Genomic DNA, 25,246 nt, shown 5'->3' with positions numbered 1-25,246 from the left:
CAAAAATACTGCAACGAACACTACGCGCACCAAAATCGGGCATTGCCATAATTTACAGCCCCATATCAGTGCAAATATCTCCAGGGAAATTCCGCGCAGCCGGCGCCATGCCTGAGTTTCCAGGCTTCTGCCCAATACAGGGCACTGGCATGCAATTTGCTCCCTTGTGAGGCAGGTCGCCCTGACGGACTATCCCGCCGGGCTTCACCGTACATTCGAGGCTCATAGATAGGAGCCTTTTCCACCTGGAGGACAACATGTCTAAGGCTGTTCAACTGATCAAAGAACACGACGTGAAGTGGGTAGACCTGCGCTTCACCGACACCAAGGGCAAGCAGCACCACGTGACCATGCCGGCCCGTGACGCCCTGGACGAAGATTTCTTCGAGCACGGCAAGATGTTCGACGGCTCGTCCATCCATGGCTGGAAAGGCATCGAAGCCTCCGACATGATCCTGATGCCGGTCGACGAGACCGCCGTACTGGATCCGTTCACCGAAGAACCGACCCTGATCCTGGTCTGCGACATCATCGAGCCGAGCACCATGCAGGGCTATGACCGCGACCCGCGTTCCATCGCCAAGCGCGCCGAAGAGTTCCTGAAGTCCACCGGCATCGGCGACACCGTATTCGTCGGCCCGGAGCCCGAGTTCTTCATCTTCGATGAAGTCAAGTTCAAATCCGACATCTCCGGCTCGATGTTCAAGATCTACTCCGAGCAAGGTTCCTGGATGACCGACGGCGACGTCGAAGGCGGCAACAAGGGTCACCGCCCGGCCGTCAAGGGCGGTTACTTCCCGGTTCCGCCGTGCGACCACGACCACGAAATCCGTACCGCCATGTGCAACGCCATGGAAGAGATGGGTCTGGTCGTCGAAGTGCACCACCACGAAGTGGCCACTGCCGGTCAGAACGAAATCGGCGTGAAGTTCAACACCCTGGTCAACAAGGCTGACGAAGTTCAGACCCTGAAGTACTGCGTGCACAACGTGGCCGACGCCTACGGCAAGACCGCCACCTTCATGCCGAAGCCGCTGTACGGCGACAACGGCTCGGGCATGCACGTGCACATGTCGATCTCCAAGGACGGCAAGAACACCTTCTCCGGTGAAGGCTATGCCGGCCTGTCCGAGACTGCCCTGTACTTCATCGGCGGCATCATCAAGCACGGTAAGGCCCTGAACGGCTTCACCAACCCGTCGACCAACTCCTACAAGCGTCTGGTTCCGGGCTTCGAAGCACCGGTCATGCTGGCCTACTCGGCCCGCAACCGCTCCGCCTCGATCCGTATCCCGTACGTCGCCAGCCCGAAAGCCCGCCGCATCGAAGCGCGCTTCCCGGACCCGGCTGCCAACCCGTACCTGGCCTTCGCCGCTCTGCTGATGGCCGGTCTGGACGGTATCCAGAACAAGATCCACCCGGGCGATGCCGCTGACAAGAACCTCTACGATCTGCCGCCGGAAGAAGGCAAGCTGATCCCGCAGGTTTGCGGCAGCCTGAAAGAAGCCCTGGAAGAGCTGGACAAGGGCCGCGCGTTCCTGACCAAGGGCGGCGTGTTCTCCGACGACTTCATCGATGCCTACATCGAGCTGAAGAGCGAAGAAGAAATCAAGGTACGTACCTTCGTACACCCGCTGGAATACGACCTGTACTACAGCGTCTAAGCCAGTGCCGCGCCGCCTTCGGGCGGCGCGTTCGAAAGCCCCGCCCGGCCCTGCCAGGCGGGGCTTTTTTCATTTCAGAGGCAGACGCGGCGTAGCTGATTTAGGGTCGGGCATCACAGCCACGACGCCCTGCGCTTGCCAGGAATCCTCAGCAGTGCAAGGCTTAGCGCATCATCCGCGGAAGGATCGGCCCATGCGCCCGTTACTCGCCTGCCTGTTGCTCGCCCTGGCCCTGCCGGCCAGCGCGCAGATCTACAAATACACCGACGCCAACGGCAACACGGTGTTCACCAATCAGCCACCGGAAGGCACGCCCAGCGAGAGCGTCACCCTGCCGCGCACCAACACGGTCGACATGAAGACGCCGAACGTCCCGGCCGACCAGAAGCACGACAGCGACACCAGCCAGAGCGCAGCGCCCTACTCCGCGCTGAGCCTGCAGGGCATTCCTGACGAAGAGGCAATGCGCGCCAACAACGGCACCTTCATCGTCAGCGTGAACATCCAGCCACGCCTGCAAGCCGGCCACCGCCTGCGCCTGATCCTCGACGGCGAGCCCTACGGCCAGGCGAGCAATGTCCCGAGCCTGCAACTGACCAACCTCGACCGTGGCGAGCACAGCCTGGCCGTCGCGGTGATGGCCGGTGATCGCATCGTCCAGCAGAGCGCGACGGAGACCTTCACCGTGCAGCGCATCAGCGTCAACAGCCCGGCTCGTGGCGCGCCGTGAAGCCCCCCATCACCATGCGGACGCTGTTGCTCGGCCTGCTGCTCATGACCCAAACCGCCCTGGCCCAGGTGTACACCTACATCGACGCCGAGGGTAACCGCGTGTTCACGGACAAACCGCGCAGCAGCAGCGCCGAACGGGTGATCCTCGCCCCGTCCAACAGCGCGCAGCTCAACGCGCCGGCACCGACCGTGCGCGTGGCCCCGGCGCCCGCCGTGACTAAACCGGTCATGCACTATCAGGTCCTGCGCATCCTCGTCCCCGAGCCCGACGCCTCGATTCACAATGGCTCCGGCGACATGATCGTCACCCTCACCAGCGAACCCGGCCTGTTGCCAGGGCACAGCTATCGCCTGCTGCTAGATGGCGAGCTGCAGGGCGAGGCGAGCCGCAGCCCGGTGTTCTCGCTGCAGCACGTCGACCGCGGCACCCATCAGCTGGCCGCGGAAATCATCGACGCCGCCGGGCTCATCGTCGAGCGCACACCGCCACAACCGTTCCACATGCACCGGATGAGCCTGGCGCAGAAGCGCAAGGTCAACCCCTGCAAGAAGAACGACTACGGCGTACGTCCCGAGTGCCCGCTCAAGGACAAACCCAAGGAAGACGTGAGCATCCTGCCCTTCTTCTGACAGAGCGCACCTTTATGGTGCGCACTGACGCACCACCTCCTAAACTCTCCCTGTTTTGGGTCGTTTTTCCCCGCCCAGCCGCGCCGCCACACAACCAAAACCTGGCAGACCGCACAAAAAATGCGTCTTTTCGGGGCCTTGGTTTGCTTCTTGCATTTTCCTGCCCATTGCCGGAACGCGCTGCCTATGACCATCAACGACGCACTGCACCGCCTGCTACTCGACAACCTGACCACCGCCACCCTGTTGCTCAACAGCCAGCTGTGCCTTGAGTACATGAACCCGGCGGCGGAAATGCTCCTGGCCGTCAGCGGCCAGCGCAGCCATGGTCAGTTCATCAGCGACCTGTTCACCGAATCGCCTGAAGCGCTGACTTCACTGCGCCAGGCGGTGGAACAGGCGCATCCGTTCAACAAGCGCGAAGCCGTGCTGACCTCGGTCACCGGCCAGACGCTGACCGTGGACTACGCGGTGACCCCGCTGTTCAGCAAGGGCGAGACCCTGCTGCTGCTGGAGGTGCACCCACGCGACCGCCTGTTGCGCATCACCAAGGAAGAGGCGCAGCTGTCCAAGCAGGAGACCACCAAGCTGCTGGTACGCGGCCTGGCTCACGAGATCAAGAACCCGCTCGGCGGCATTCGCGGCGCGGCTCAGTTGCTCTCGCGCGAACTGCCCAACGAAGACCTCAAGGACTACACCAACGTCATCATCGAGGAGGCCGACCGCCTGCGTAACCTGGTCGACCGCATGCTCGGCTCGAACAAGCTGCCGTCGCTGGCGATGACCAACGTGCATGAGGTGCTGGAGCGCGTCGCCAACCTGATCGAGGCGGAAAGCCAGGGCGGCATCACCCTGGTGCGCGACTACGACCCGAGCATTCCCGACCTGCTCATCGATCGTGAGCAGATGATCCAGGCCGTGCTCAACATCGTGCGCAACGCCATGCAGGCGATCGCCGGGCAGAAGCACGACATGGGCCTTGGGCGCATCAGCCTGCGCACCCGCACCCTGCGCCAGTTCACCATCGGCCACACCCGCCACCGCCTGGTGGTCAAGGTGGAGATCATCGACAACGGCCCCGGTATTCCGCCGGAGCTGCAGGAAACCATCTTCTATCCCATGGTCAGTGGCCGTGCCGACGGCACCGGCCTGGGCCTGGCCATCACCCAGAACATCATCAGCCAGCATCAAGGCCTGATCGAATGCGAGAGCTATCCCGGCCACACCGTATTCTCGATCTTCCTGCCGCTGGAACAAGGAGCGCCCACGCCATGAGCCGCAGTGAAACCGTCTGGATTGTCGACGACGATCGTTCCATCCGCTGGGTACTGGAAAAGGCCCTGCAACAGGAAGGCATGACCACCCAGAGTTTCGACAGTGCCGACGGTGTCCTCGCCCGCCTGACCCGCCAGCAGCCGGACGTGATCATCTCCGACATCCGCATGCCCGGCGCCAGTGGCCTCGACCTGCTGGCGCGCATTCGCGAGCTGTATCCACGCCTGCCGGTGATCATCATGACCGCGCACTCCGACCTGGACAGCGCGGTGGCCAGCTACCAGGGCGGCGCCTTCGAGTACCTGCCCAAGCCGTTCGACGTCGACGAGGCCGTGTCGCTGGTCAAGCGCGCCTTCCAGCATGCCCAGGAACAGCAGAGCCTGGCCGCCCCCGCCGCCCAGGCGCGCACACCCGAGATCATCGGCGAGGCGCCGGCGATGCAGGAGGTGTTCCGTGCGATTGGCCGGCTGTCCCACTCCAACATCACCGTGCTGATCAACGGCGAATCCGGGACCGGCAAGGAGCTGGTGGCGCATGCCCTGCACCGCCACAGCCCGCGCGCCGCAGCACCCTTCATCGCCCTGAACATGGCGGCGATCCCCAAGGACCTGATGGAGTCCGAGCTGTTCGGCCACGAGAAAGGCGCCTTCACCGGTGCGGCCAACCAGCGCCGTGGACGCTTCGAGCAGGCCGACGGCGGCACCCTGTTCCTCGACGAGATCGGCGACATGCCGGCCGACACCCAGACGCGCCTGTTGCGCGTACTGGCCGATGGCGAGTTCTACCGCGTCGGCGGCCACACCCCGGTGAAGGTGGACGTGCGCATCATCGCCGCGACCCACCAGAACCTGGAAACCCTGGTGCAGGCCGGCAAGTTCCGTGAAGACCTGTTCCACCGCCTCAACGTCATTCGCATCCACATCCCGCGCCTGGCCGACCGCCGCGAGGACATCCCGACCCTGGCCAACCACTTCCTCGCCCGCGCCGCGCAGGAACTGGCAGTGGAGCCCAAGCTGCTCAAGAGCGAAACCGAGGACTACCTCAAGCACCTGCCCTGGCCGGGCAACGTGCGCCAGCTGGAGAACACGTGCCGCTGGATCACGGTGATGGCCTCGGGCCGCGAAGTGCATGTCGACGACCTGCCGCCGGAACTGCTGACCCAACCGCAGGATGCCGCGCCCGTCACCAACTGGGAGCAGGCGCTGCGCCTGTGGGCCGACCAGGCCCTGGCCCGTGGCCAGTCCAACCTGCTCGACAGCGCGGTACCGGCCTTCGAGCGCATCATGATCGAGACAGCCCTCAAGCACACCGCCGGCCGCCGTCGGGATGCCGCACTGCTGCTGGGCTGGGGTCGCAACACCCTGACCCGCAAGATCAAGGAGCTGGGCATGAAGGTCGACGGCGGGGACGACGACGACAGCGACGACTGATCCCGCCGAGTCACGAAAAAAGGGCATCCCACAGGATGCCCTTTTCATTTCCCCGGATTGCATCCGGGCTACGGAACCGTCTCCCCTCTGACGTTTGCTTGAGAGGGAGCAGACCGTACATAGCGCCGGCCTCTGCCGCTCAAGCGCGCTGCGCGTTCTTCAGCGAGACCTGCGTGTTCAGCGTCCAGAAATCGTAGAGCACGCCGATCAGGAACAGACCGCCGGTGAACAGGTAGATGATCCCGGTGATCCACTTGCCCTGGTACATGCGATGCACGCCGAACACACCAAGGAAGGTCAGCAGGATCCAGGCCACGTTGTAGTCGGTGTCGCCGGCGGTGAAGCGCAGGTCGGCCTCGCGGTCCATCGAGGGGATCAGGAACAGGTCGATGATCCAGCCGATGAAGAACAGGCCGAGGGTGAAGAACCAGATGGTGCCGGTGACCGGCTTGCCGTAGTAGAAACGGTGCGAACCGAGGAAACCGAAGATCCACAGCAGGTAGCCGATCAGCTTGCTGTGCGTGTCCTGTCGTTGCATGAGGAACTCCTTGTGCGAGATACGATTCAGACGCTGCGCGCCAGGCGAAGGTTGCATGCCTGCCACGGCAAGGCAACAGGACGAACTGCTTGATAGCTGTACGGCGCCCATATACTGTATAAAAAAACAGTATCGATATCGCCCGCCATGCAACTGATCGAAAAACTCACCATCCTCGCCGACGCCGCCAAGTACGACGCCTCCTGCGCCAGCAGCGGCGCACCCAAGCGCAGTTCCAGGGGCAAGGACGGCATCGGCTCGACCAACGGCATGGGCATCTGCCACAGCTACACGCCGGATGGCCGCTGCGTGGCGCTGCTCAAGGTCCTGCTGACCAATTTCTGCCTGTACGACTGCCAGTACTGCATCAATCGCCGCTCCAGTGACGTGCCACGTGCGCGCTTCACCCCCGAGGAAGTGGTCACCCTGACCCTCGACTTCTACAAGCGCAACTGCATCAGCGGCCTGTTCCTCAGCTCCGGCATCATCCGCTCGGCCGACTACACCATGGAGCAGCTGATCCGCGTCGCCAGGCTGCTGCGCGAACAGCACCAGTTCCGTGGCTACATCCACCTCAAGACCATTCCCGACGCCGCGCCGGAGCTGATCGCCGAGGCCGGCCTGTATGCCGACCGCCTCAGCGTCAACATCGAGCTGCCCACCGAGACCAGCCTGGTCCGCCTCGCCCCGGAGAAGAACGTCGGCAGCATTCACCAGGCCATGCACAACATCCACCAGGGCGAACGCGAAGCACGGGAAGAACGGCGGGCACCGCGCTTCGCCCCGGCCGGGCAGAGCACGCAGATGATCGTCGGCGCCGACGCCACCGATGACAGCACCATCCTGCACAACGCCCAGAGCCTGTACCACGACTACCGCCTGCGCCGCGTCTACTACTCGGCCTTCAGCCCGATTCCGCAGAGCCCCGGGAGCGTGCCGTTCGAAGCCCCGCCACTGCTGCGCGAACACCGCCTGTACCAGGCCGACTTCCTCATGCGCGGCTACGGCTTCAGCGCCACCGAGCTGCTCGACGGCCCCGGCAACCTGGCGCTGGACATCGACCCCAAGCTGGCCTGGGCACTGGCCAACCGCGAGCAGTTTCCCGTCGACCTCAACCGCGCCGACGAAACCCTGATCGCCCGCGTCCCGGGCATCGGCGTGCTGAGTGCACGCCGCCTGGGGGCGCTGAGGCGGGAACGACGCATCCGTTTCGAAGACCTGACCCGCCTGCGCTGCGTGCTGGAGAAGGCCAAGCCGTTCATCGTCACCCAGGATTACCGGCCGCCGCGTGGCGAACACGAGTCCGTGGTGCTGCGCCAGCAACTGCGCGATACCCCGGCGCAGATGGCGCTGTGGTGATGCACGGCCTGCGCTTCGACGGCACCTTCGCCACCTGGCGCCAGGTGGCGCGCCGTGCCCTGCTGCAAGGCCTGGCGCCGCATCAGCTGCAATGGCAGGACGACGAGGCGGCCCCCGGTCTGTTCGACCAGCCTGCCGAGCGGACGCAGGAACCCAGCGGACGCCTGCGCGTATCGCCCGAGCTGCTGGAACTGCTGGAGAGCGCCGCGCAGTATCGCGGCGATGAGCGCTGGAGCCTGCTCTACCGCGTGCTCTGGCGCTTCGTCCAGGGTGAGCGCAGCGCCGTGCTGGCCGGCGACCCCGACGGCAGCGAGCTGCACCGTCGCCTCAAGGCCGTGCGCCGCGAAGCCCATCACCTGCATGCCTTCGTGCGCTTCCAGCCATGCGTGGCCCCCGCTGCGCCGGACTTCGTCGCCTGGTTCGAGCCCGCTCACGACATCCTCGCCGCGGCCAGCGGTCATTTCGCCGAACGCCTGGGCAAGCACAGCTGGCTGATCGCGACGCCACGTGACGGCGTGTACTGGGATGGCCAGTGCCTGCAGCACGAGCGGCACTGTCCGGCCCAATGGCAGGATTGGGCGCAGCAACCCGATGACAGTGGTCAGGCGCTGTGGCGCGCCTATTACGGCAGCACCTTCAACCCGGCGCGGCTCAATCGCACGGCCATGCAGCAGCACTTGCCGCTGAGGTTCTGGAAGAACCTGCCGGAAGGCCCGCTGATCCCGCAGTTGATGAGCGAGGCGCGCGCCGGTGCCCAGCGCGATGGCCAGGCACGGGTGCTGGCCGGCAGGAAGGGCAAACGCATTGCCCGGATGAACGAAGGGGACGCCTTGCGTCCCCTCTCAGACATCAGCGGAAGCGACGCCCCGGATCTTCCTCGCTGACCTCCAGCTCCAGGCCCTTGGCCATGCTGGTGAGGTGGTCGCCATCGGTCTCCGAACCGAGCTTGATCATCAGGCGCAGGTCGTTCGCCGAGTCGGCGTAGAGCAAGGCATCCTCGTAGGTGATCTCGCCCTGGGTGTAGAGGTTGTACAGCGCCTGGTCGAAGGTCTGCATGCCCTGCTCGGTGGAGCGTTTCATCAGGCCCTTGAGCTCGTGCACCTCACCCTTGCGGATCAGGTCGGCAGCCAGCGGGGTGTTGATCAGCACCTCGATCACCGCGCGGCGGCCCTTGCCATCCGGAGTCGGCACCAGCTGCTGGGCAACGATGGCCTTGAGGTTGAGCGACAGGTCCATCCACACCTGGTTCTGCCGGTCCGCCGGGAAGAAGTTGATGATGCGGTCCAGCGCCTGGTTGGCGTTGTTGGCGTGCAGGGTCGCCAGGCACAGGTGGCCGGTCTCGGCGAATGCCACGGCGTGGTCCATGGTCTCGCGGGTGCGCACCTCACCGATGAGAATCACGTCCGGCGCCTGACGCAGGGTGTTCTTCAGCGCCACCTCGAAGGACTCGGTGTCGATGCCGACCTCGCGCTGGGTGACGATGCAGTTCTGGTGCTGGTGGATGTACTCGATCGGGTCTTCGATGGAGATGATGTGGCCGCTGCTGTTCTTGTTGCGGTAGCCGATCATCGCCGCCAGCGAGGTGGACTTACCGGTACCGGTCGCACCGACGAACAGCACCAGGCCGCGCTTGGTCAGCGCCAGCTTCTTGAGAATTTCCGGCAGCTTGAGGTCATCGATGGTGGGGATGTTGGTCTCGATGCGACGCAGCACCATGCCCACCAGGTTGCGCTGGTAGAAGGCACTGACGCGAAAGCGACCGATGCCGCGCGCGCTGATGGCGAAGTTGCACTCGTGGTTCTCGGCGAAATCGCGGCGTTGCGCCTCGTTCATCACGCCGAGCACGGTTTCGCGAGTCTGCTCCGGCGACATGGGGTTCTTGGTCACGGGCATGATCTTGCCGTTGACCTTCATCGACGGCGGCACGCCGGCAGTGATGAACAGGTCGGAGCCACCTTTTTCGACCATCAGGCGCAGCAGTTTTTCGAATTCCATCGTCGCTCTCGCAAATCCACACGCACTGTTCGGCACTCAGCGGCGCATGCGGGCGTGCTCCACACGCGCCGGCCGAACGGTTTAGAAGTTTTCCGGGGTCTTGGCCTTTTCCCGCGCACTGTCGCGGCTGACCAACCCCTTGCTGACCAGGGTCTTGAGGCAGGCATCGAGGGTCTGCATGCCCAGCGCACCACCGGTCTGGATCGCCGAGTACATCTGCGCGACCTTGTCCTCACGGATCAGGTTACGGATGGCCGGCGTACCGATCATGATTTCGTGAGCGGCCACACGACCACCGCCGATCTTCTTCAGCAGGGTCTGCGAGATCACCGCCTGCAGCGATTCGGAGAGCATCGAGCGAACCATCGATTTCTCCTCGGCCGGGAACACGTCGACCACCCGGTCGATGGTCTTGGCGGCGGAGGTGGTGTGCAGGGTGCCGAAGACCAGGTGACCGGTTTCCGCGGCGGTCAGCGCCAGACGGATGGTCTCCAGGTCACGCATCTCACCGACCAGGATGATGTCCGGGTCTTCCCGCAGTGCCGAGCGCAGGGCTTCGGAGAAGCCGTGGGTATCGCGGTGCACCTCGCGCTGGTTGACCAGGCACTTCTTCGACTCGTGAACGAATTCGATCGGGTCTTCGATGGTGAGGATGTGGTGGTACTTGTTGCTGTTGAGGTAGTCGAGCATCGCCGCCAGGGTGGTCGACTTGCCCGAACCGGTCGGGCCGGTGACCAGCACCAGGCCGCGCGGCACGTCGGTGATCTTGCGGAACACGTCGCCCATGCCGAGGTCTTCCATGGTCAGTACCTTGGACGGAATGGTACGGAACACCGCACCGGCGCCACGGTTCTGGTTGAAGGCGTTGACCCGGAAACGCGCGACGCCAGGCACTTCGAAGGAGAAGTCGGTCTCGAGGAACTCTTCGAAATCCTTGCGCTGCTTGTCATTCATGATGTCGTAGATCAGCGCATGCACCTGCTTGTGATCCAGCGGCGGCAGGTTGATGCGGCGAACATCGCCGTCTACGCGGATCATCGGCGGCAGACCGGCCGAGAGGTGCAAATCCGACGCGCCTTGCTTGGCGCTGAAGGCAAGCAGCTCAGTGATATCCATGGGACTCCCCAATTACAAGCAAGCAGGTAGAATGCCGCGACCCATTGGACGGTGTTCACACGGCAGCGCGCAGCGGTCAGGCGGGGTGCAATCAGGCGAAAAGTGGCACGTACGAGCCGTACATGAGCATTTTTCGGCTGATTCCAGCGCGGCATGGCCGGGCACAGCGACGTGTAGACACCCTCTCGAACGGCAGGGCTGATAGAGCGCAAGTAATGTCCACGATAGCAGAGAATATTGCAAAGGTCGGAGCGCGCATCCGTGAGGCGGCGCAAGCCTCGCAGCGCAATTTGCAGGATATCGGCCTGCTGGCGGTGAGCAAGACCAAGCCTGCGGACGCCGTTCGCGAGGCCCATGCCGCCGGCCTGCGCGATTTTGGCGAGAACTACCTGCAGGAAGCCCTGGAAAAACAGGCCGCTTTGAGCGACCTGCCCTTGATCTGGCACTTCATCGGCCCCATTCAGTCGAACAAGACCCGGCCCATCGCCGAGCATTTCGACTGGGTACATTCGGTGGATCGCCTGAAAATCGCCCAACGCCTGTCCGACCAGCGCCCGGCGCACCTGCCCGCGCTGAACATCTGCCTGCAGGTCAACGTCAGCCTCGAGGCCAGCAAATCCGGCTGCAGCCCCGAGGAACTGCCGGAGCTGGCCAGGGCCATCAGCGCCCTGCCCAACCTCAGGTTGCGCGGGCTGATGGCGATTCCCGAAGCCACCGACGATATCGCCGCGCAACACGCCGCCTTCGCTCGTCTGCGCCAGTTGCGCGACGACCTGGCGCTGAACCTCGACACCCTGTCCATGGGCATGAGCCATGACCTGGAGGCCGCCATCGCCGAAGGCGCCACCTGGGTACGCATCGGCACCGCCCTGTTCGGCGCCCGCGACTACGGCCAGCCCACTCACTGAATGAAGGAATTCCTGCAATGAGCAACCCGATCATCACCTTCGTCGGCGCCGGCAACATGGCCGCCAGCCTGATTGGCGGCCTGCGCGCCCAGGGAGTGGAGGCCAGCGCCATCCGTGCCAGCGAACCAGGCACCGAGCAGCGTGAGCGCCTGCAACAGGCACACGGCATCGCCACTTTCGGCAACAACGCCGAGGCCATCGCCGGCGCCGACCTGATCGTGCTGGCGGTCAAGCCGCAGGTCATGAAAGCGGTCTGCCTGGACCTGGCGCCACACCTCGCGCCCAACCAGGTGATCATCTCCATCGCCGCCGGCATCAGTTGCGCCAGCCTGGAAGGCTGGCTGGGCGAACGCCCGCTGGTGCGCTGCATGCCCAATACGCCGGCCCTGCTGCGCCAGGGCGTTTCCGGCCTGTTCGCCAACCCAAGAGTCAGCAGTGCGCAGAAGGCGCAGGCGGAGCAGGTCCTGAGCGCCGTGGGCCTGGCCCTGTGGCTGGACGAGGAAAGCCAGCTCGACGCCGTGACCGCCGTTTCCGGCAGCGGCCCGGCCTATTTCTTCCTGCTGATCGAGGCGATGACCGCTGCCGGCGAGCAGCTCGGCCTGCCGCGCGAGACCGCCGCGCAGCTGAGCATCCAGACCGCACTGGGCGCCGCACGCATGGCCAGCGAGAGCGATGTCGACGCAGCCGAGCTGCGCCGCCGCGTCACCTCGCCGAACGGCACCACCGAAGCGGCGATCAAAACCTTCCAGGCCGGCGGCTTCGAAGCGCTGGTGCAACAGGCACTCAATGCCGCCGCCAACCGTTCCGCCGAACTGGCCGAACAGCTCGGTCAATAAGGAGACAGCATGTCCGGACTCATCGAAGCGCTGATCTACATCATCCAGACCCTCGGCAGCCTGTACCTGCTGATCGTGCTGCTGCGTTTCATCCTGCAGCTGGTCAGGGCCGACTTCTACAACCCGCTGAGCCAGTTCGTGGTCAAGGCCACCCAGCCGCTGCTGACGCCGCTGCGCCGGATCATCCCCGGCTTCTCCGGGCTGGACCTGGCCTCGCTGGTCCTGGCCATCCTGGTCCAGCTGGTCCTGATGGTGGTCACCCTGACCCTGATGGGCTACAACGTCGGCGGCTTCATCCTGCAGCTGCTGGTGTGGTCGGTGATCGGCGTGACCTCGCTGTTCCTCAAGGTGTTCTTCTTCGCCCTGATCGTCAGCGTGATCCTCTCCTGGGTCGCACCGGGCAGCTACAACCCCGGCGCCCAGCTGGTGAACCAGATCTGCGAGCCGCTGCTGGCGCCCTTCCGCCGCCTGCTGCCGAACCTCGGCGGCCTGGACATCTCGCCGATCTTCGCGTTCATCGCGATCAACCTCGCGGACCGCTTCATCATCGGCAGCCTGGCGGCCTACACCGGCCTGCCGCCGATGCTCAGCCCGTTCCTCTGAGGCGGTGAGCTACTTCCGCTGGGACGGCGAGGACCTGATCCTCGACTGTCACCTGCAGCCCAAGGCGAGCAAGGACGAGTTCGCCGGGCTGCATGGTGAGCGGCTGAAGATCCGCCTGACCGCGCCGCCGGTGGAGGGCAAGGCCAACGCGCAGCTGCAGGCGTTCCTGGCCAAGGCCTTCGGCGTTGCCAAGAGCCAGGTGAGCCTGGAAAGCGGCGAGCTCAACCGCCAGAAGCGCCTGCGTATCCATGCCCCGAAAAGCCTGCCGCCCCTGCCGGGACTGCAGCGCGCCTGAACATGACCGCTCAGCCCCCATACCCGACCATAAGGCGGGACTGACAGGCAGGCAATTGACGCCAGCTTCGCGTCTCGCATAATGCAGAATATTCTTGCGAATGCCGTGCGTCCTGGCGGCCAACCCGTGCCCCGTCACGACGACGGTGAGCGCGTAGCCACTCAACCCCTTAACCGGCAAGTCGCTGCCCTTGCGACAGGAGAGCCAGGATGAGCATGGAACGTCTCAGCCAACAGGTCGACGCCTACGTTGCCTGGAAGCGCGAGCTGATGCGCGAGATCACGCGCTATCGCAGCTGGCTGGAACAGAACCGCCTCAACTCCGACGCCGTTCAGGCCAAGCTCGAACGCGCGCTGAAGATCCTGCGCACCGATCACATCACCCTGGCCTTCGTCGGTGAGTTCTCCCGCGGCAAGACCGAGCTGATCAACAGCCTGTTCTTCTCCGAGTACGGCCAGCGCATGCTGCCCTCGCACGCCGGGCGCACCACCATGTGCCCCACCGAGCTGTTCTTCGACCCCCGCTCGGAACGCCCCTACATCCGCCTGCTGCCGATCGAAACGCGCACGGCCTCCGCCAGCGTCGCGCAGTTCAAGCGCATTCCCCGGCACTGGGTGAACATCCCGCTGGACACCAGCGACCCGGCCAACATGGCCCTGGCCTTCAGCCAGGTGGCCAAGACCAAGCCCATGCCGGTGGAACAGGCGATCCAGCTCGGCTTCCACCCGGACATGCTCGAGGGCACCGGCAAACGCGGCCAGGTGCTGGTACCGGCCTGGCGTCACGCCATGGTCAACTTCGACCACCCGCTGCTGCGCCAGGGCCTGCGCATTCTCGACACCCCCGGCCTGAACGCCCTGGGCAGCGAGCCGGAACTGACCCTGTCGATGCTGCCCAACGCCCAGGCGATCATCTTCCTGCTGGCCGCAGACAGTGGCGTCACGGCCAGCGACATGAGCATCTGGCAGCAGCATATCCGCCAGCTCGACGAAGACACCCAGACCTGCCTGTTCGCCGTCCTGAACAAGATCGACGTGCTGTGGGACGACCTGGCCGGCGAAGCCTTCGTGCAGAACGCCATCAGCCAGATCCAGAGCGCAACCGCCAAGCAGCTGGGCATCGCCCAGCAGGACGTGCTGCCGCTCTCGGCCAAGCAGGCGCTGCTGGCCAAGGTGCGCAAGGACGAAGAGCTGCTGGCCCGCAGCCAGATGACGCAGCTGGAGACCCTGCTCTGCGAGCGCATCGTGGCGCAGAAGGAGCGCCTGATCGAGGACCACGTGGTACGCCAGGTCCTGGCCCTGCTGAACAACAGCCAGCACGTGCTCAACCTGCGCCTGGAGAAAGTCAGCGAACAGCTCGCCCTGCTCGGCAACCATCAGCAGGACAATGGCCAGCTGCTGTTCGAGCTGACCGCCAAGACCAAGGAAGACCACACCCTGCATCACAAGCGCCTGCTCGGTCTGAAGACCAACCAGCGCCTGCTCAACCGCCAGGGCCAGCTGCTGCGCCACGCCGCGCGCAGCGAACGCCTGGACGAGCACCTCGGTGCCGTGCGCCGCAACCTCACCGGCAGCTGGACCACCCTGGGCATCAACCAGGCCATCCTGCACTTCTTCCGCAGCGTGGAGCACGACCTGCACAACCTGCAGCACGAGGCCGAGATGGCCAACAAGATGGTCGCTGCCATCTACCGCCGGCACAACGAAGACAACCCGCTGAACGGTGTCGATGCGCCGCAGTTCAAGATCCAGCGCTACCTGCGCGAGCTGAACAAGCTGCAGGCCAAGGGCGACCAGTTCCGCCTGCACGTCAAGACGCTGCTGACCGAGCAGCGCAGCCTCACCCGCCGCTTCTTCGCCACCCTGGCGCAGGAAGTGATCGGCCTGCACCAGCGCCTGCGCCGGGATGCCGAACATTGGGCGGCCGACGCCCTGATGCCGCTGATGCAGCACACGCTGGAACACAAGCAGATGCTGGAAAGCCACATGCTGCGGCTCAAGGCACTGGCCCAGGAAACCCAGCAGACGCGCAAGCGCAGCCAGCAACTGGCGCGCTACAAGGAGGAGCTGGAGCAGCAACTGGCCCAGGCTGCCGACATGCTGCGCATCCTGCGGCGGCCGGCGCCCGTGCAGCGCCAGGGCAAGGTGGTGAACCTGCCAACCGCAGTACGCCGCTGACCCGGCAAGCCACGACGACACGCGCTGGCCGTTCACCTCGCGCCGCGCACCTGGGGCGCGGCGTGGCGCGCAGAGGGAGCGCCCGCTCGCTTGCCGCTGCCAGCCTCGCTCTTTAGACTGGCGCCCTCCTCCGACTCCTTAGCAGCGACTCCATGCCCACTGCCTTTCCCGAAGATTCCGTCGGCCTGGTCAGTCCCCAGGTGTTCAAGTTCAGCGAACCATTGGCCCTGGCCTGCGGCCGCAGCCTGACCGAGTACGAACTGGTCGTCGAAACCTATGGCGAACTCAACGCCGCACGCAGCAATGCCGTGCTGATCTGCCATGCCCTGTCCGGTCACCACCACGCCGCCGGCTACCACAGCCCGGACGACCGCAAACCCGGCTGGTGGGACAGCTGCATCGGCCCCGGCAAGCCCATCGACACCCGAAAGTTCTTCGTCGTCAGCCTCAACAACCTCGGCGGCTGCAACGGTTCCACCGGCCCCGGCAGCGCCAACCCGGCCACCGGCAAGCCCTACGGCGCCGACTTCCCGGTGATGACCGTGGAAGACTGGGTGCACAGCCAGGCACGCCTGGCCGACCAGCTCGGTATCGAGCGCTGGGCCGCCGTGATCGGTGGCAGCCTCGGTGGCATGCAGGCCATGCAGTGGACCATCAGCTACCCGGAGCGCGTGCGTCACTGTCTGGCCATCGCCTCGGCGCCCAAGCTGTCGGCACAGAACATCGCCTTCAACGAAGTGGCGCGCCAGGCCATCCTCACCGACCCGGAGTTCCATGGCGGCCATTTCCAGGAGCAGGGCGTGATTCCCAAGCGCGGCCTGATGCTGGCGCGCATGGTCGGCCACATCACCTACCTGTCCGATGACGCCATGGGCGAGAAATTCGGCCGTGGCCTGAAGAGCGAGAAGCTCAACTACGATTTCCACAGCGTCGAGTTCCAGGTCGAGAGCTACCTGCGCTACCAGGGCGAGGAGTTCTCCGGTCGCTTCGACGCCAACACCTACCTGCTGATGACCAAGGCGCTGGACTACTTCGACCCGGCCGCCGCACAGGATGGCGACCTGGCGCAGACCCTGGCCGTGGCCAAGGCGGATTTCTGCCTGATGTCCTTCACCACCGACTGGCGCTTCTCCCCCGCCCGCTCGCGGGAAATCGTCGACGCCCTGACGGCGGCGAAGAAGAACGTCTGCTACCTGGAGATCGACGCCCCGCAAGGCCATGACGCCTTCCTCATGCCGATCCCGCGCTACCTGCAGGCGTTCGGCAGTTACATGAAGCGAATCGAGGTATGAGCATGCGAGCGGATCTGGACATCATCCAGGAGTGGATCGCCCCGGGCAGTCGCGTGCTCGACCTGGGCTGCGGCGACGGCGAGCTGCTCGCCTGGCTGCGCGACAACAAGCAGGTTTCCGGTTACGGCCTGGAGATCGACCCGGACAAGATCGCCCTGTGCATCGAGCGCGGCGTCAACGTCATCGAGCAGAACCTCGACCTGGGGCTCGGCAACTTCGCCAGCAACAGCTTCGACGTGGTGGTGATGACCCAGTCGCTGCAGGCGCTGCACTACCCGGACAAGGTGCTGGCCGAGATGCTGCGTGTCGGCAAGACCTGCATCATCACCTTCCCCAACTTCGGCCACTGGCGCTGCCGCTGGTACCTGACGACAAAAGGTCGCATGCCGGTTTCGGACTTCCTGCCCTACACCTGGTACAACACACCAAACATTCACTTCTGCACCTTCGAAGACTTCGAGCGCCTGTGCCATGCTCAAGGAGCACGTGTGGAAGAACGCCTGGCAGTGGACCGCGAACACCGCCATGGCCTTGCAAGCCGCGCCTGGCCCAACCTGCTGGGCGAGATCGGCATCTATCGCATCAGCGGTGCGGAGCCTGCCGCCCGCCGCGTCGCGGTCTGAACGAGGAGAACACCATGCGCCGCATCATCCCCTTCCTGATCGCCCTGTGCCTGGCCTTGCCGGCTGCCGCAGAACGCAAGCAGAGCTTCGGCGATCTCGACGTCCACTACAGCGTCTTCAACTCCAGCTTCATCCAACCGGACATCGCCGCAGCCGCCGGCCTGACCCGCAGCAAGACCCAGGGCGTGATCAACGTCGCCGTGCTCAAGGCCGGCAAGGCCAGCACCGCCGTGGTCGCCGGCGAGGTGAAGGACCTGCTGGGCAAGAGCACCGCGCTCAGCTTCCGTCAGGTCAGCGAGGGCGATGCCATCTACTACCTGGCGCAGTTCCCGTTCAAGACGCGCGAAGTGCTGAGCTTCACCCTGAACGTGCGTCAGGGCGACGACGTACACCGCATCACCTTCAACCAGGAAATGTTCCCGGATGACTGACCCCGTGAATGGCTTCAAGGAACTGGTACTGGCCAGCCACAACGCCGGCAAGCTCAAGGAGCTGCAGGCCATGCTCGGCGACGCCGTGCGCGTGCGCTCGATCGGCGAATTCAGCCAGGTCGAGCCGGAGGAGACCGGCCTGTCGTTCGTCGAGAACGCCATCCTCAAGGCGCGCAACGCCGCACGCATCTCCGGCCTGCCGGCGCTGGCCGACGACTCCGGCCTGGCGGTGGATTACCTGGGAGGCGCGCCCGGCATCTACTCCGCGCGCTACGCCGATGGCAAGGGCGATGCGGCGAACAACGCCAAGCTGCTCGACGCCCTGAAAGACGTGCCGGATGCCCAGCGCGGCGCGCAGTTCGTCTGCGCCCTGGCCCTGGTGCGCCATGCCGACGACCCGCTGCCGATCCTCTGCGAAGGCCTGTGGCACGGCAGCATCCTGCATGAGGCGCGCGGCGAACACGGCTTCGGCTACGACCCACTGTTCTGGGTGCCGGAAAGCGGCTGCTCCAGCGCCGAACTGCCAGCCGAACAGAAGAACCGCCTGAGCCACCGCGCCCGCGCCATGGCACTGTTCAAGCAGCGCCTGGGGCTGTAATCGCCTTGGTCAGACGCCTGATTCTCAGCAAGAAACCACGCGGTGTTGCTCGTCGGCTGAAGGCGCTAGATCATTGGGCAGCATGCTTTGAGGACAACTTTCCGCAGAGCATTCCTGCCGGCGAGCGCTACTGGAACTGGAAAATTCCCGTGCTATTCAGCCTCGTCGAGGGACGGCACACCAATCCCCAGATTCAAGCTCGCTGCGCTCAGGCATTGATCAATGCCTGCCAGCATCTGATGCGTTCCAAACCACCAGAGGCAGAGAACTGGCGGGTGACGGCCGTAATCTGCCTACCTGATTTTTTCACCAGCGAAGTGTGCTTGTATCTGGATGAGGATTACTTCCAGGCTCACACCCGCGCCTCGGTGAGCGAGTATGGCAATAGCCGCCATCTGGCACCACTGAGCCTATCCAAAGCCTGGTCACTGCAACTGGCAGATGGCTGTGGCGAGCTGGGCACCGAAATCGACTACCTCGACGAAGACCAACCTAATGGGCGCTTCATCGCCCAGCGTTGGTACTTCGGTGAAGTCATGCCACGATAGCCGCCCGTTACTGCATCCCGTTGCCCTACTGTGCCCAACGTCTCTCACTTCCTGCTGCCTCCCCTCGCGCTCTACATCCACATCCCGTGGTGCGTGCGCAAATGTCCCTATTGCGACTTCAACTCCCACGCGGCCGGGCCGACCCTGCCGGAAGAGGAGTACGTCGACGCGCTGCTCGCCGATCTCGACAGCGATCTGCAGCATGCCCATGGCCGACCGCTGACCTCGATCTTCTTCGGCGGTGGCACGCCCAGCCTGTTCTCCGACCGGGCGCTGGGGCGCTTGCTGGAGGGCGTCGAGCGACGCATCGCCTTCGCCGACGACATCGAGATCACCCTGGAAGCCAATCCGGGCACCTTCGAGCAGGCCAAGTTCAAGGGCTACCGCAGCCTCGGCATCAATCGCCTGTCGATCGGCGTGCAGAGTTTCCAGGAGGCCAAGCTCAAGGCACTGGGCCGTATCCACAATGGCGACGAGGCGATTCGTGCCGCCGACATGGCGCGCGCCGCCGGCTTCGACAACTTCAACCTCGACCTGATGCACGGTCTGCCCGAGCAGAGCATCGAGGACGCCCTGTTCGACCTGCGCACGGCCATCGCCCAGGCCCCGACGCACCTGTCCTGGTACCAGCTGACCATGGAACCGAACACGGTGTTCTGGAGCCAGCCGCCGCAGCTGCCCGAGGACGACCTGCTGTGGGACATCCAGGAAGCCGGCCAGGCCCTGCTGGCCGCCGAGGGCTACGCCCAGTACGAGGTCTCCGCCTATGCCCGTCCTGGGCGGCAGGCACGGCACAACCTCAACTACTGGACCTTCGGTGACTTTCTCGGCATCGGCGCCGGCGCCCACGCCAAGCGGAGCACACCGGACGGGCGCATCCTGCGAACCTGGAAGACGCGCCTGCCCAAGGACTACCTCGACCCGAGCAAGGCCTACCAGGCCGGCGAACGCGTGCTGGATGCCGAGGAGCTGCCGTTCGAATTCCTGATGAACGTGCTGCGCCTGACCGAGGGCGCGCCTGTCGAGCTGTTCAGCCAGCGCACCGGCCTGCCACTCGCACAGCTCGACGGCGCACGGCGCGAGGGCGAACGCCTGGGCCTGCTGCAGGCCGACGACAGGCGCCTGGTCGCCACGGCCAGGGGCCAGCTGTTTCTCAACGACCTGCTGCAGCTGTTCCTGGCCTAGATCACCCACTGCAGGGCCGCAATCCGGTAGGCTTGTGCGCTTCGCTCGTGCAGCCACCGGCAGTGCTGCACCGACCGTTACCAAGGAGCCTGCATGGATCTGCTACTGGACCTGATCGTCACCCTGTCACGCTGGAGTCGCAGCCACCTCAGCGACATCTCCCTGGCCATCATGGCCACCCTGCTGGTGCTGTTCGGCCCGCTGATCAATGCCTGGGTCCAGCGCACCATCGGCAATCTCAATTTCGTCCTGCGAACCCTGCTGTTCGTGATCTTCTGCGCGGTCGGCTACGGCCTGGCGATCATCTTCCTCACGCCCTGGCTGACCAAGGGCCTGACGTACTTCAACAACTTCACCCTGGCACCGGTGCTGATTCTGATCTTCGTGGTCATCGGCATCCTCGCCGATCGCAACTAGCCCGACTCACGCCAGTGCCGGTGAGCGACCACCGGCAGCGGCGCCATACACAGCACTCGACCCGACAAAGACGTCAGCATGATCCGCCCCTACCTGAACACTGACTGCGACGCGATGCTCGACATCTGGCTGAGCGCCTCGCTACAGGCCCACGACTTCGTGCCCGAGGCATTCTGGCGCGATCAGCTCGGCGCGATGCGCGAGCACTATCTGCCGCAGGCCGAAACACTGGTGCTGGAACAGGGCGGCACGCCCCTGGCCTTTGCATCCGTGCATGAGGGGCGCCTCGCGGCGCTGTTCGTCAGCCCGGAGCAGCAGGGCTGCGGCCTGGGCCTGCAGTTGCTGGAGGCCGTCATGGCCGAGCGCACGCGGCTCGAGCTGGATGTCTACCAGGCCAACGGGCGGGCAACCGCCTTCTACCGTCGCGCCGGTTTCGAGGTGATCGCTCAGGGGCACGACCCGCACACCGGCCAGGCGCAGCTGACGATGGCCTGGTCGCGCCCCTGAGGCGGCTTCAGTTGCCTTCGCGGCGCAGGGCCTGCGGGGTAAAGTCGCGCGGGCTCAACTTGGCATTGAAGTCGTACATCGGCTCGTTGTTGTCGAGGCCGTCGGCGAAGTAGCGCCCACCCTTGAGGTCGTAGATGGTCTCCAGGGTCGAGCCGAACATCGGCACGTCGTAGTAGCTGATCGGGTGCGCCTCCTGCAGGCCGATCAACGCGCCGCTGCGGTCATACAGGTCGACGGCGAGAATCTGCCAGCTGTCCTCGTCCAGGTAGAAACGCCGCTTGCCGTAGGGATGGCTGAAGCCCTTGCGCAGCTCGGCTTCCACCACCCAGACGCGGTGCAGCTCGTAGCGCAACAGCTCCGGGTTGACGTGTTTGGCCTGCAGGATGTCGGCGTAGGGAATACCGCGCTGGTGCACGGCATAGCTGTTGTAGGGCATCAGCATCTCGCGCTTGCCCAGCAGCTGCCATTCGTAGCGATCCGGCGCACCGTTGTAGGAGTCCACCTGGTCGGCGGTGGCCATGCCGTTGGTATCCGGTTGCAGGGTGTCGTAGGCGAGCATCGGCAGGCGCCGTACGCGGCGTTCGCCACGGTTGAAACGCCAGGCCTTGCGAATGGCCAGGACCTGGTCGAGGGTCTCCTGCACCACCAGGGCCGAGCCGGCCAGCTTGGCCGGCGCCACCACCTTGTACTTGTAGTAGAACAGGGTGTTGTCCAGGTCCTGCGGGGCAACGCCATCGCGCCCATAGAGGAAGTAGATGTCACGCTCGAGCTTGAGCAGGTTGTAGCTGCCATTGGCGAGCACGGCGGCCTGGTTGGTGGCCATGCTGATCTGGTCGCCACGGTAGCGCATGATGTGGTTCCAGATGGCTTCCTGGCCGTTCTGCGGCAACGGGAAGGGCACGCCGGCCGCAGCGCCCTGCACACCGTTGCCACCGGAGATCAGTTCGGCGTTGAGCGCATTGAAACGCGTCGCGTCGTAGATCCGCTGGGGCGCCGCCGCACTGCGACGGGTCGGGAACACCCGCAGGTAGTAGCTGGGGTTCTGCTGCAGCAGCGTCTTCAAGCCAACCGGCAGCAGTTGCTCGTATTGCGCCAGGTTCTGGCTGTCGACGCGGTACAGCAGTTTGTCGTCGGCATAGGGATCAGGGTGATGCATGCCCGGCCGGTAGCCCGCAGGCGGCGTGGCCAGGCCACCGGTCCAGGCAGGGATGGTGCCGCTGGCATTGCCTGCGCGCTCGCCACCCAGCGGGGTCAGGTCCTGCCCCAGGCGGGCTGCCTGGCTGGCATCGATCTTGGCCTGCGCCTGAAATGCCAGGGCAGTCAGCAGAAGAAGGGAAACCGATCTCAACACAATGCTCTCCTCGCGACGCCATGACAGCGGCGTCGCCAATACCTGCACGCCCTCTGTGAGCGTGCTTATCGTTGTTGTGTTCTGAGGTGAGGCGCCATCCTGGCCGTCGGGTTGTCCCGATCTAATCGTGCATCCTGCCGGTCAATCGCAAGCAGCGTGGTCTTACTCCTGACGCTGGAACTTGAGGTCCCACACGCCATGCCCGAGACGCTCGCCGCGGCGCTCGAACTTGGTCACCGGGCGCTCCTCGGGGCGTGGCACGTAGGTGCCATCGGCGGCCAGGTTGCGATAACCAGGCGCAGCGCTCATCACCTCGAGCATGTGCTCAGCATAGTTCTCCCAGTCCGTGGCCATGTGCAGCACCCCGCCGACCTTCAACTTGCTGCGGACCAGTTCGGCGAAGGCCGGCTGGACGATGCGGCGCTTGTGGTGACGGGCCTTGTGCCACGGGTCGGGGAAGAACAGCAGCACGCGATCCAGGCTGGCATCGGCCACGCAGTCGCGCAGCACTTCCAGGGCATCGCAGCTGTAGACGCGCAGGTTGCTCAGGTTCTGCGTCATCACCCCGTTGAGCAGTGCGCCCACACCCGGCTTGTGCACTTCGACGCCGATGAAGTCATGCTCCGGCGCAGCCGCAGCCATTTCCAGGGTGGAATGGCCCATGCCGAAACCGATCTCGAAGGTGCGCGGCGCGCTGCGGCCGAAGACCTGGTCGAAATCACGCAGGCCGTCTTCCAGCTCCAGGCCGAACAGCGGCCAGCCCTTGTCCAGGCCGCGCTGCTGGCCTTCGGTCATGCGCCCGGCACGCATCACGAAACTCTTGATGGTACGGCGCTGGCGACCGTCTTCGGTCAGTTCGGGCTGTTGGGTGTCAGTCATGCTGTGCTCTTCTAGAATGCTTTACGATTTCGCGGGCCGGAGCCATGCAAGGCCTGCACTGCCTTCGACGGAACAGGCAAGGAACGCTCGGCGTCGCGGACGACGGTGGCGAAGCACATGAGCGTTACTCGCTTCACGGCCGCACTGGAAAGTGCGTCAGCCGCAAGCGGCGTTCCGAGCCTGTTTTGACGCGGCGAGGCCGACGCGCAGTCAATCGTCCTTACTTGATCAGGCCATCCAGCGGGGATGAGGCGCTGGCATAGAGTTTCTTCGGCATGCGCCCGGCCAGGTAGGCCAGACGACCGGCTTCGACCGCATGCTGCATGGCGCGCGCCATGAGGATCGGGTCCTGCGCGTGGGCGATGGCGCTGTTGAGCAGCACGCCCTCGCAGCCCAGCTCCATGGCGATGGCGGCATCGGAGGCCGTGCCCACACCGGCATCGACCAGCACCGGCACCTTGGCCTCCTCGAGGATGATGCGCAGGTTGTACGGGTTGCAGATGCCCAGGCCAGAGCCGATCAGGCCGGCCAACGGCATCACCGCGATGCAGCCGATCTCGGCCAGTTGGCGGGCGATGATCGGGTCGTCGCTGGTGTACACCATCACGTCGAAGCCGTCCTTGACCAGCACTTCGGCGGCCTTGATGGTTTCGATGACATTGGGGAACAGGGTCTTCTGGTCAGCCAGGACTTCCAGCTTCACCAGGTTGTGACCATCGAGCAGCTCGCGCGCCAGGCGGCAGGTGCGCACGGCCTCGACCGCATCAAAGCAGCCGGCGGTATTGGGCAGGATGGTGTACTTGTCGGGGCTGATCACGTCGAGCAGGTTCGGCTCACCCGGATTCTGGCCGATGTTGGTACGGCGCACCGCCACGGTGACGATCTCGGCGCCGGAAGCGGCGATGGCATCACGGGTTTCGTCCATATCCTTGTACTTGCCGGTGCCGACCAGCAGACGCGACTGGAAGGTACGACCGGCCAGTACGAAGGGCTTGTCGCTGCGAACTTGGCTCATGGGAAACTCCTCAGAGGGATCAACCGCCGCCGATGGCGTGCACCACTTCCACCTGGTCGCCTTCGGCGAGCGGCGTGCTGTCGTGCTGGCTGCGTGGAACGATGTCCAGGTTGAGCTCGACCGCCACGCGACGGCCGGTCAGATCGAGGCGAACCAACAGGTCGGCGACGCTCTGATTTTCCGGCAGTTCGAAGGGTTCACCATTCAATTGAATGCGCATGACGGCTCGGTCATAACTAGAAAGAGGGCCGGCATTCTAGCCCGATAGCCAGCCGCTACCAAGGCTAAAAGGCGCCATTCGTCCTCGTATCTGACGCCAGGGTCAGGTCATTTTCCAGGCGCTCAGCCCCAGACACAGCCAGCCGACGAGGAAGGCCACACCACCGAACGGGGTGATCATGCCCAGCTTGCCGATGCCACTGAGGGTGAGCCCGTAGAGGCTGCCCGAGAACAGCACGATGCCCACGGCGAACGCCGTGCCGGCCAGATTGACCAGGCGTCCCGGCACATGCAGGGCCAGCAGGCCGACACCGAACAGCGCCAGCGCATGCACCAGCTGGTAATGCGTCCCCGTCTGGAACACCGCCAGGTAGTCGGGCGTCAGCTTGTGTTTCAGGCCATGAGCCGCGAAGGCGCCCAGGGCGACACCGGTAAAGCCGGCGAAAGCGGATAACAGCAACCAGAGGCGGGCCATGGAAACTCCTGATGAGGTCGACGTGGACGCAGTTTAACCACTGCGCCGGCGGGCGCAGTGGCTGTTATTGTCACACCCGCGGCTGATCCAGCGCTTTTTGTTGTCTGCCATCCCTGGCGGCAACCCTTCGGGCCGTCGCGGAGCGACG

Annotated in this window: 28 protein-coding genes; 20 read left to right on the top strand and 8 right to left on the bottom strand. The window is 64.8% G+C overall.

From position 1 onward, the window contains the following. Nucleotides 1-257 precede the first annotated feature (257 nt). The 5 genes from glnA to ntrC all read left to right on the top strand — a co-directional run bounded on the left by glnA (nt 258) and on the right by ntrC (nt 5,731). The gene (glnA, locus tag EPK82_RS09660) at nt 258-1,664 is read left to right on the top strand and encodes a glutamate--ammonia ligase (RefSeq protein ID WP_037056518.1); all 1,407 of its coding nucleotides are present in this window, start codon (nt 258-260) and stop codon (nt 1,662-1,664) included. A gap of 193 nt (nt 1,665-1,857) precedes the next feature. Next, entirely contained in the window at nt 1,858-2,394 is a 537-nt protein-coding gene (locus EPK82_RS09655; protein ID WP_134676429.1) for a DUF4124 domain-containing protein, read from the top strand. A 14-nt stretch (nt 2,395-2,408) separates the two neighbouring features. After that, complete coding sequence (locus EPK82_RS09650; protein ID WP_134676521.1) at nt 2,409-3,026, top strand: DUF4124 domain-containing protein; 618 nt, start codon at nt 2,409-2,411, stop codon at nt 3,024-3,026. 186 nt (nt 3,027-3,212) lie between these two features. Continuing rightward, nucleotides 3,213-4,301: a nitrogen regulation protein NR(II) gene (gene glnL / locus EPK82_RS09645; protein WP_037056523.1), complete on the top strand. Its 1,089-nt coding sequence runs from the start codon at nt 3,213-3,215 to the stop codon at nt 4,299-4,301. After that, nucleotides 4,298-5,731 (top strand): nitrogen regulation protein NR(I), encoded by a 1,434-nt coding sequence (gene ntrC, locus EPK82_RS09640; protein WP_047585820.1) that lies wholly within the window; start codon nt 4,298-4,300, stop codon nt 5,729-5,731. Before glnL ends, ntrC begins: the two co-directional genes overlap by 4 nt. Nucleotides 5,732-5,870: 139 nt before the next feature. Here ntrC and EPK82_RS09635 read toward each other — a convergent pair whose 3' ends face one another. Next, nucleotides 5,871-6,269, bottom strand: a complete 399-nt coding sequence (locus EPK82_RS09635) for an NINE protein (protein ID WP_037056528.1) — start codon at nt 6,267-6,269, stop codon at nt 5,871-5,873. A 147-nt stretch (nt 6,270-6,416) separates the two neighbouring features. Here EPK82_RS09635 and EPK82_RS09630 point away from each other — a divergent pair, with 147 nt between their 5' ends. Together EPK82_RS09630 and EPK82_RS09625 are read left to right on the top strand one after the other, a co-directional pair. Beyond that, nucleotides 6,417-7,628, top strand: coding sequence for a putative DNA modification/repair radical SAM protein (locus tag EPK82_RS09630; RefSeq protein WP_134676428.1), 1,212 nt, complete (start codon nt 6,417-6,419; stop codon nt 7,626-7,628). After that, on the top strand, nt 7,628-8,512 hold the full coding sequence (locus tag EPK82_RS09625; protein WP_134676427.1) for a TIGR03915 family putative DNA repair protein: 885 nt from the start codon (nt 7,628-7,630) through the stop codon (nt 8,510-8,512). Before EPK82_RS09630 ends, EPK82_RS09625 begins: the two co-directional genes overlap by 1 nt. Here the strand turns inward: EPK82_RS09625 and EPK82_RS09620 are convergent. Continuing rightward, entirely contained in the window at nt 8,478-9,623 is a 1,146-nt protein-coding gene (locus EPK82_RS09620; RefSeq protein WP_037056536.1) for a PilT/PilU family type 4a pilus ATPase, read from the bottom strand. The genes EPK82_RS09625 and EPK82_RS09620 overlap by 35 nt on opposite strands. An 81-nt stretch (nt 9,624-9,704) precedes the next feature. Continuing rightward, nucleotides 9,705-10,739: a type IV pilus twitching motility protein PilT gene (locus EPK82_RS09615; RefSeq protein WP_037056538.1), complete on the bottom strand. Its 1,035-nt coding sequence runs from the start codon at nt 10,737-10,739 to the stop codon at nt 9,705-9,707. A gap of 215 nt (nt 10,740-10,954) precedes the next feature. Here EPK82_RS09615 and EPK82_RS09610 point away from each other — a divergent pair, with 215 nt between their 5' ends. From EPK82_RS09610 to EPK82_RS09550, 13 genes are all read left to right on the top strand, one after another. Continuing rightward, on the top strand, nt 10,955-11,647 hold the full coding sequence (locus EPK82_RS09610; protein WP_134676426.1) for a YggS family pyridoxal phosphate-dependent enzyme: 693 nt from the start codon (nt 10,955-10,957) through the stop codon (nt 11,645-11,647). 17 nt (nt 11,648-11,664) lie between these two features. Continuing rightward, on the top strand, nt 11,665-12,483 hold the full coding sequence (gene proC / locus EPK82_RS09605; RefSeq protein WP_037056542.1) for a pyrroline-5-carboxylate reductase: 819 nt from the start codon (nt 11,665-11,667) through the stop codon (nt 12,481-12,483). A 9-nt stretch (nt 12,484-12,492) separates the two neighbouring features. Further along, nucleotides 12,493-13,086, top strand: coding sequence for a YggT family protein (locus EPK82_RS09600; protein WP_037056544.1), 594 nt, complete (start codon nt 12,493-12,495; stop codon nt 13,084-13,086). A gap of 4 nt (nt 13,087-13,090) precedes the next feature. Next, on the top strand, nt 13,091-13,381 hold the full coding sequence (locus tag EPK82_RS09595; protein WP_037056545.1) for a DUF167 domain-containing protein: 291 nt from the start codon (nt 13,091-13,093) through the stop codon (nt 13,379-13,381). Nucleotides 13,382-13,590: 209 nt separating this feature from the next. Beyond that, nucleotides 13,591-15,558: a dynamin-like GTPase family protein gene (locus tag EPK82_RS09590; protein ID WP_134676425.1), complete on the top strand. Its 1,968-nt coding sequence runs from the start codon at nt 13,591-13,593 to the stop codon at nt 15,556-15,558. A gap of 152 nt (nt 15,559-15,710) precedes the next feature. After that, nucleotides 15,711-16,850 (top strand): homoserine O-succinyltransferase MetX, encoded by a 1,140-nt coding sequence (gene metX / locus EPK82_RS09585; RefSeq protein ID WP_037056551.1) that lies wholly within the window; start codon nt 15,711-15,713, stop codon nt 16,848-16,850. A gap of 2 nt (nt 16,851-16,852) precedes the next feature. After that, nucleotides 16,853-17,473 carry a methionine biosynthesis protein MetW gene (gene metW / locus EPK82_RS09580; protein ID WP_037056553.1) on the top strand — a complete coding sequence of 207 codons (621 nt, stop codon included), beginning with the start codon at nt 16,853-16,855 and terminating at the stop codon, nt 17,471-17,473. 14 nt (nt 17,474-17,487) lie between these two features. Next, the gene (locus EPK82_RS09575; protein ID WP_134676424.1) at nt 17,488-17,904 is read left to right on the top strand and encodes a DUF4426 domain-containing protein; all 417 of its coding nucleotides are present in this window, start codon (nt 17,488-17,490) and stop codon (nt 17,902-17,904) included. Then, complete coding sequence (gene rdgB, locus EPK82_RS09570; protein WP_047585834.1) at nt 17,897-18,502, top strand: RdgB/HAM1 family non-canonical purine NTP pyrophosphatase; 606 nt, start codon at nt 17,897-17,899, stop codon at nt 18,500-18,502. The genes EPK82_RS09575 and rdgB overlap by 8 nt, the downstream gene beginning before the upstream one ends. Before the next feature lie 5 nt (nt 18,503-18,507). After that, complete coding sequence (locus EPK82_RS09565; RefSeq protein WP_231499351.1) at nt 18,508-19,050, top strand: DUF3916 domain-containing protein; 543 nt, start codon at nt 18,508-18,510, stop codon at nt 19,048-19,050. Between the two features lie 30 nt (nt 19,051-19,080). After that, a complete protein-coding gene (gene hemW / locus EPK82_RS09560) occupies nt 19,081-20,235 on the top strand; it encodes a radical SAM family heme chaperone HemW (protein WP_134676423.1) in 1,155 nt (384 codons plus the stop codon). Between the two features lie 93 nt (nt 20,236-20,328). Further along, entirely contained in the window at nt 20,329-20,652 is a 324-nt protein-coding gene (locus tag EPK82_RS09555) for a DUF3392 domain-containing protein (RefSeq protein WP_037056572.1), read from the top strand. A 78-nt stretch (nt 20,653-20,730) separates the two neighbouring features. Next, nucleotides 20,731-21,159: a GNAT family N-acetyltransferase gene (locus EPK82_RS09550; RefSeq protein ID WP_134676422.1), complete on the top strand. Its 429-nt coding sequence runs from the start codon at nt 20,731-20,733 to the stop codon at nt 21,157-21,159. 7 nt (nt 21,160-21,166) lie between these two features. Here EPK82_RS09550 and EPK82_RS09545 read toward each other — a convergent pair whose 3' ends face one another. From EPK82_RS09545 to EPK82_RS09525, 5 genes are all read right to left on the bottom strand, one after another. Next, entirely contained in the window at nt 21,167-22,510 is a 1,344-nt protein-coding gene (locus tag EPK82_RS09545) for a DUF1329 domain-containing protein (RefSeq protein WP_134676421.1), read from the bottom strand. 162 nt (nt 22,511-22,672) lie between these two features. After that, nucleotides 22,673-23,389 (bottom strand): tRNA (guanosine(46)-N7)-methyltransferase TrmB, encoded by a 717-nt coding sequence (trmB, locus tag EPK82_RS09540; RefSeq protein WP_037056580.1) that lies wholly within the window; start codon nt 23,387-23,389, stop codon nt 22,673-22,675. A 220-nt stretch (nt 23,390-23,609) separates the two neighbouring features. Continuing rightward, the gene (locus EPK82_RS09535) at nt 23,610-24,404 is read right to left on the bottom strand and encodes a thiazole synthase (protein WP_037056582.1); all 795 of its coding nucleotides are present in this window, start codon (nt 24,402-24,404) and stop codon (nt 23,610-23,612) included. A gap of 19 nt (nt 24,405-24,423) precedes the next feature. Further along, nucleotides 24,424-24,624 (bottom strand): sulfur carrier protein ThiS, encoded by a 201-nt coding sequence (gene thiS, locus EPK82_RS09530; protein WP_037056584.1) that lies wholly within the window; start codon nt 24,622-24,624, stop codon nt 24,424-24,426. A gap of 102 nt (nt 24,625-24,726) precedes the next feature. Next, on the bottom strand, nt 24,727-25,098 hold the full coding sequence (locus tag EPK82_RS09525; RefSeq protein ID WP_037056587.1) for a DUF423 domain-containing protein: 372 nt from the start codon (nt 25,096-25,098) through the stop codon (nt 24,727-24,729). Nucleotides 25,099-25,246 lie beyond the last annotated feature (148 nt).

Source organism: Ectopseudomonas khazarica, from assembly GCF_004521985.1.
Taxonomy (GTDB): Bacteria; Pseudomonadota; Gammaproteobacteria; order Pseudomonadales; family Pseudomonadaceae; genus Aquipseudomonas; species Aquipseudomonas khazarica.
The sequence above is the reverse complement of the archived record's forward strand: the minus strand, read 5'-3'. Positions and strand labels throughout refer to the sequence as shown.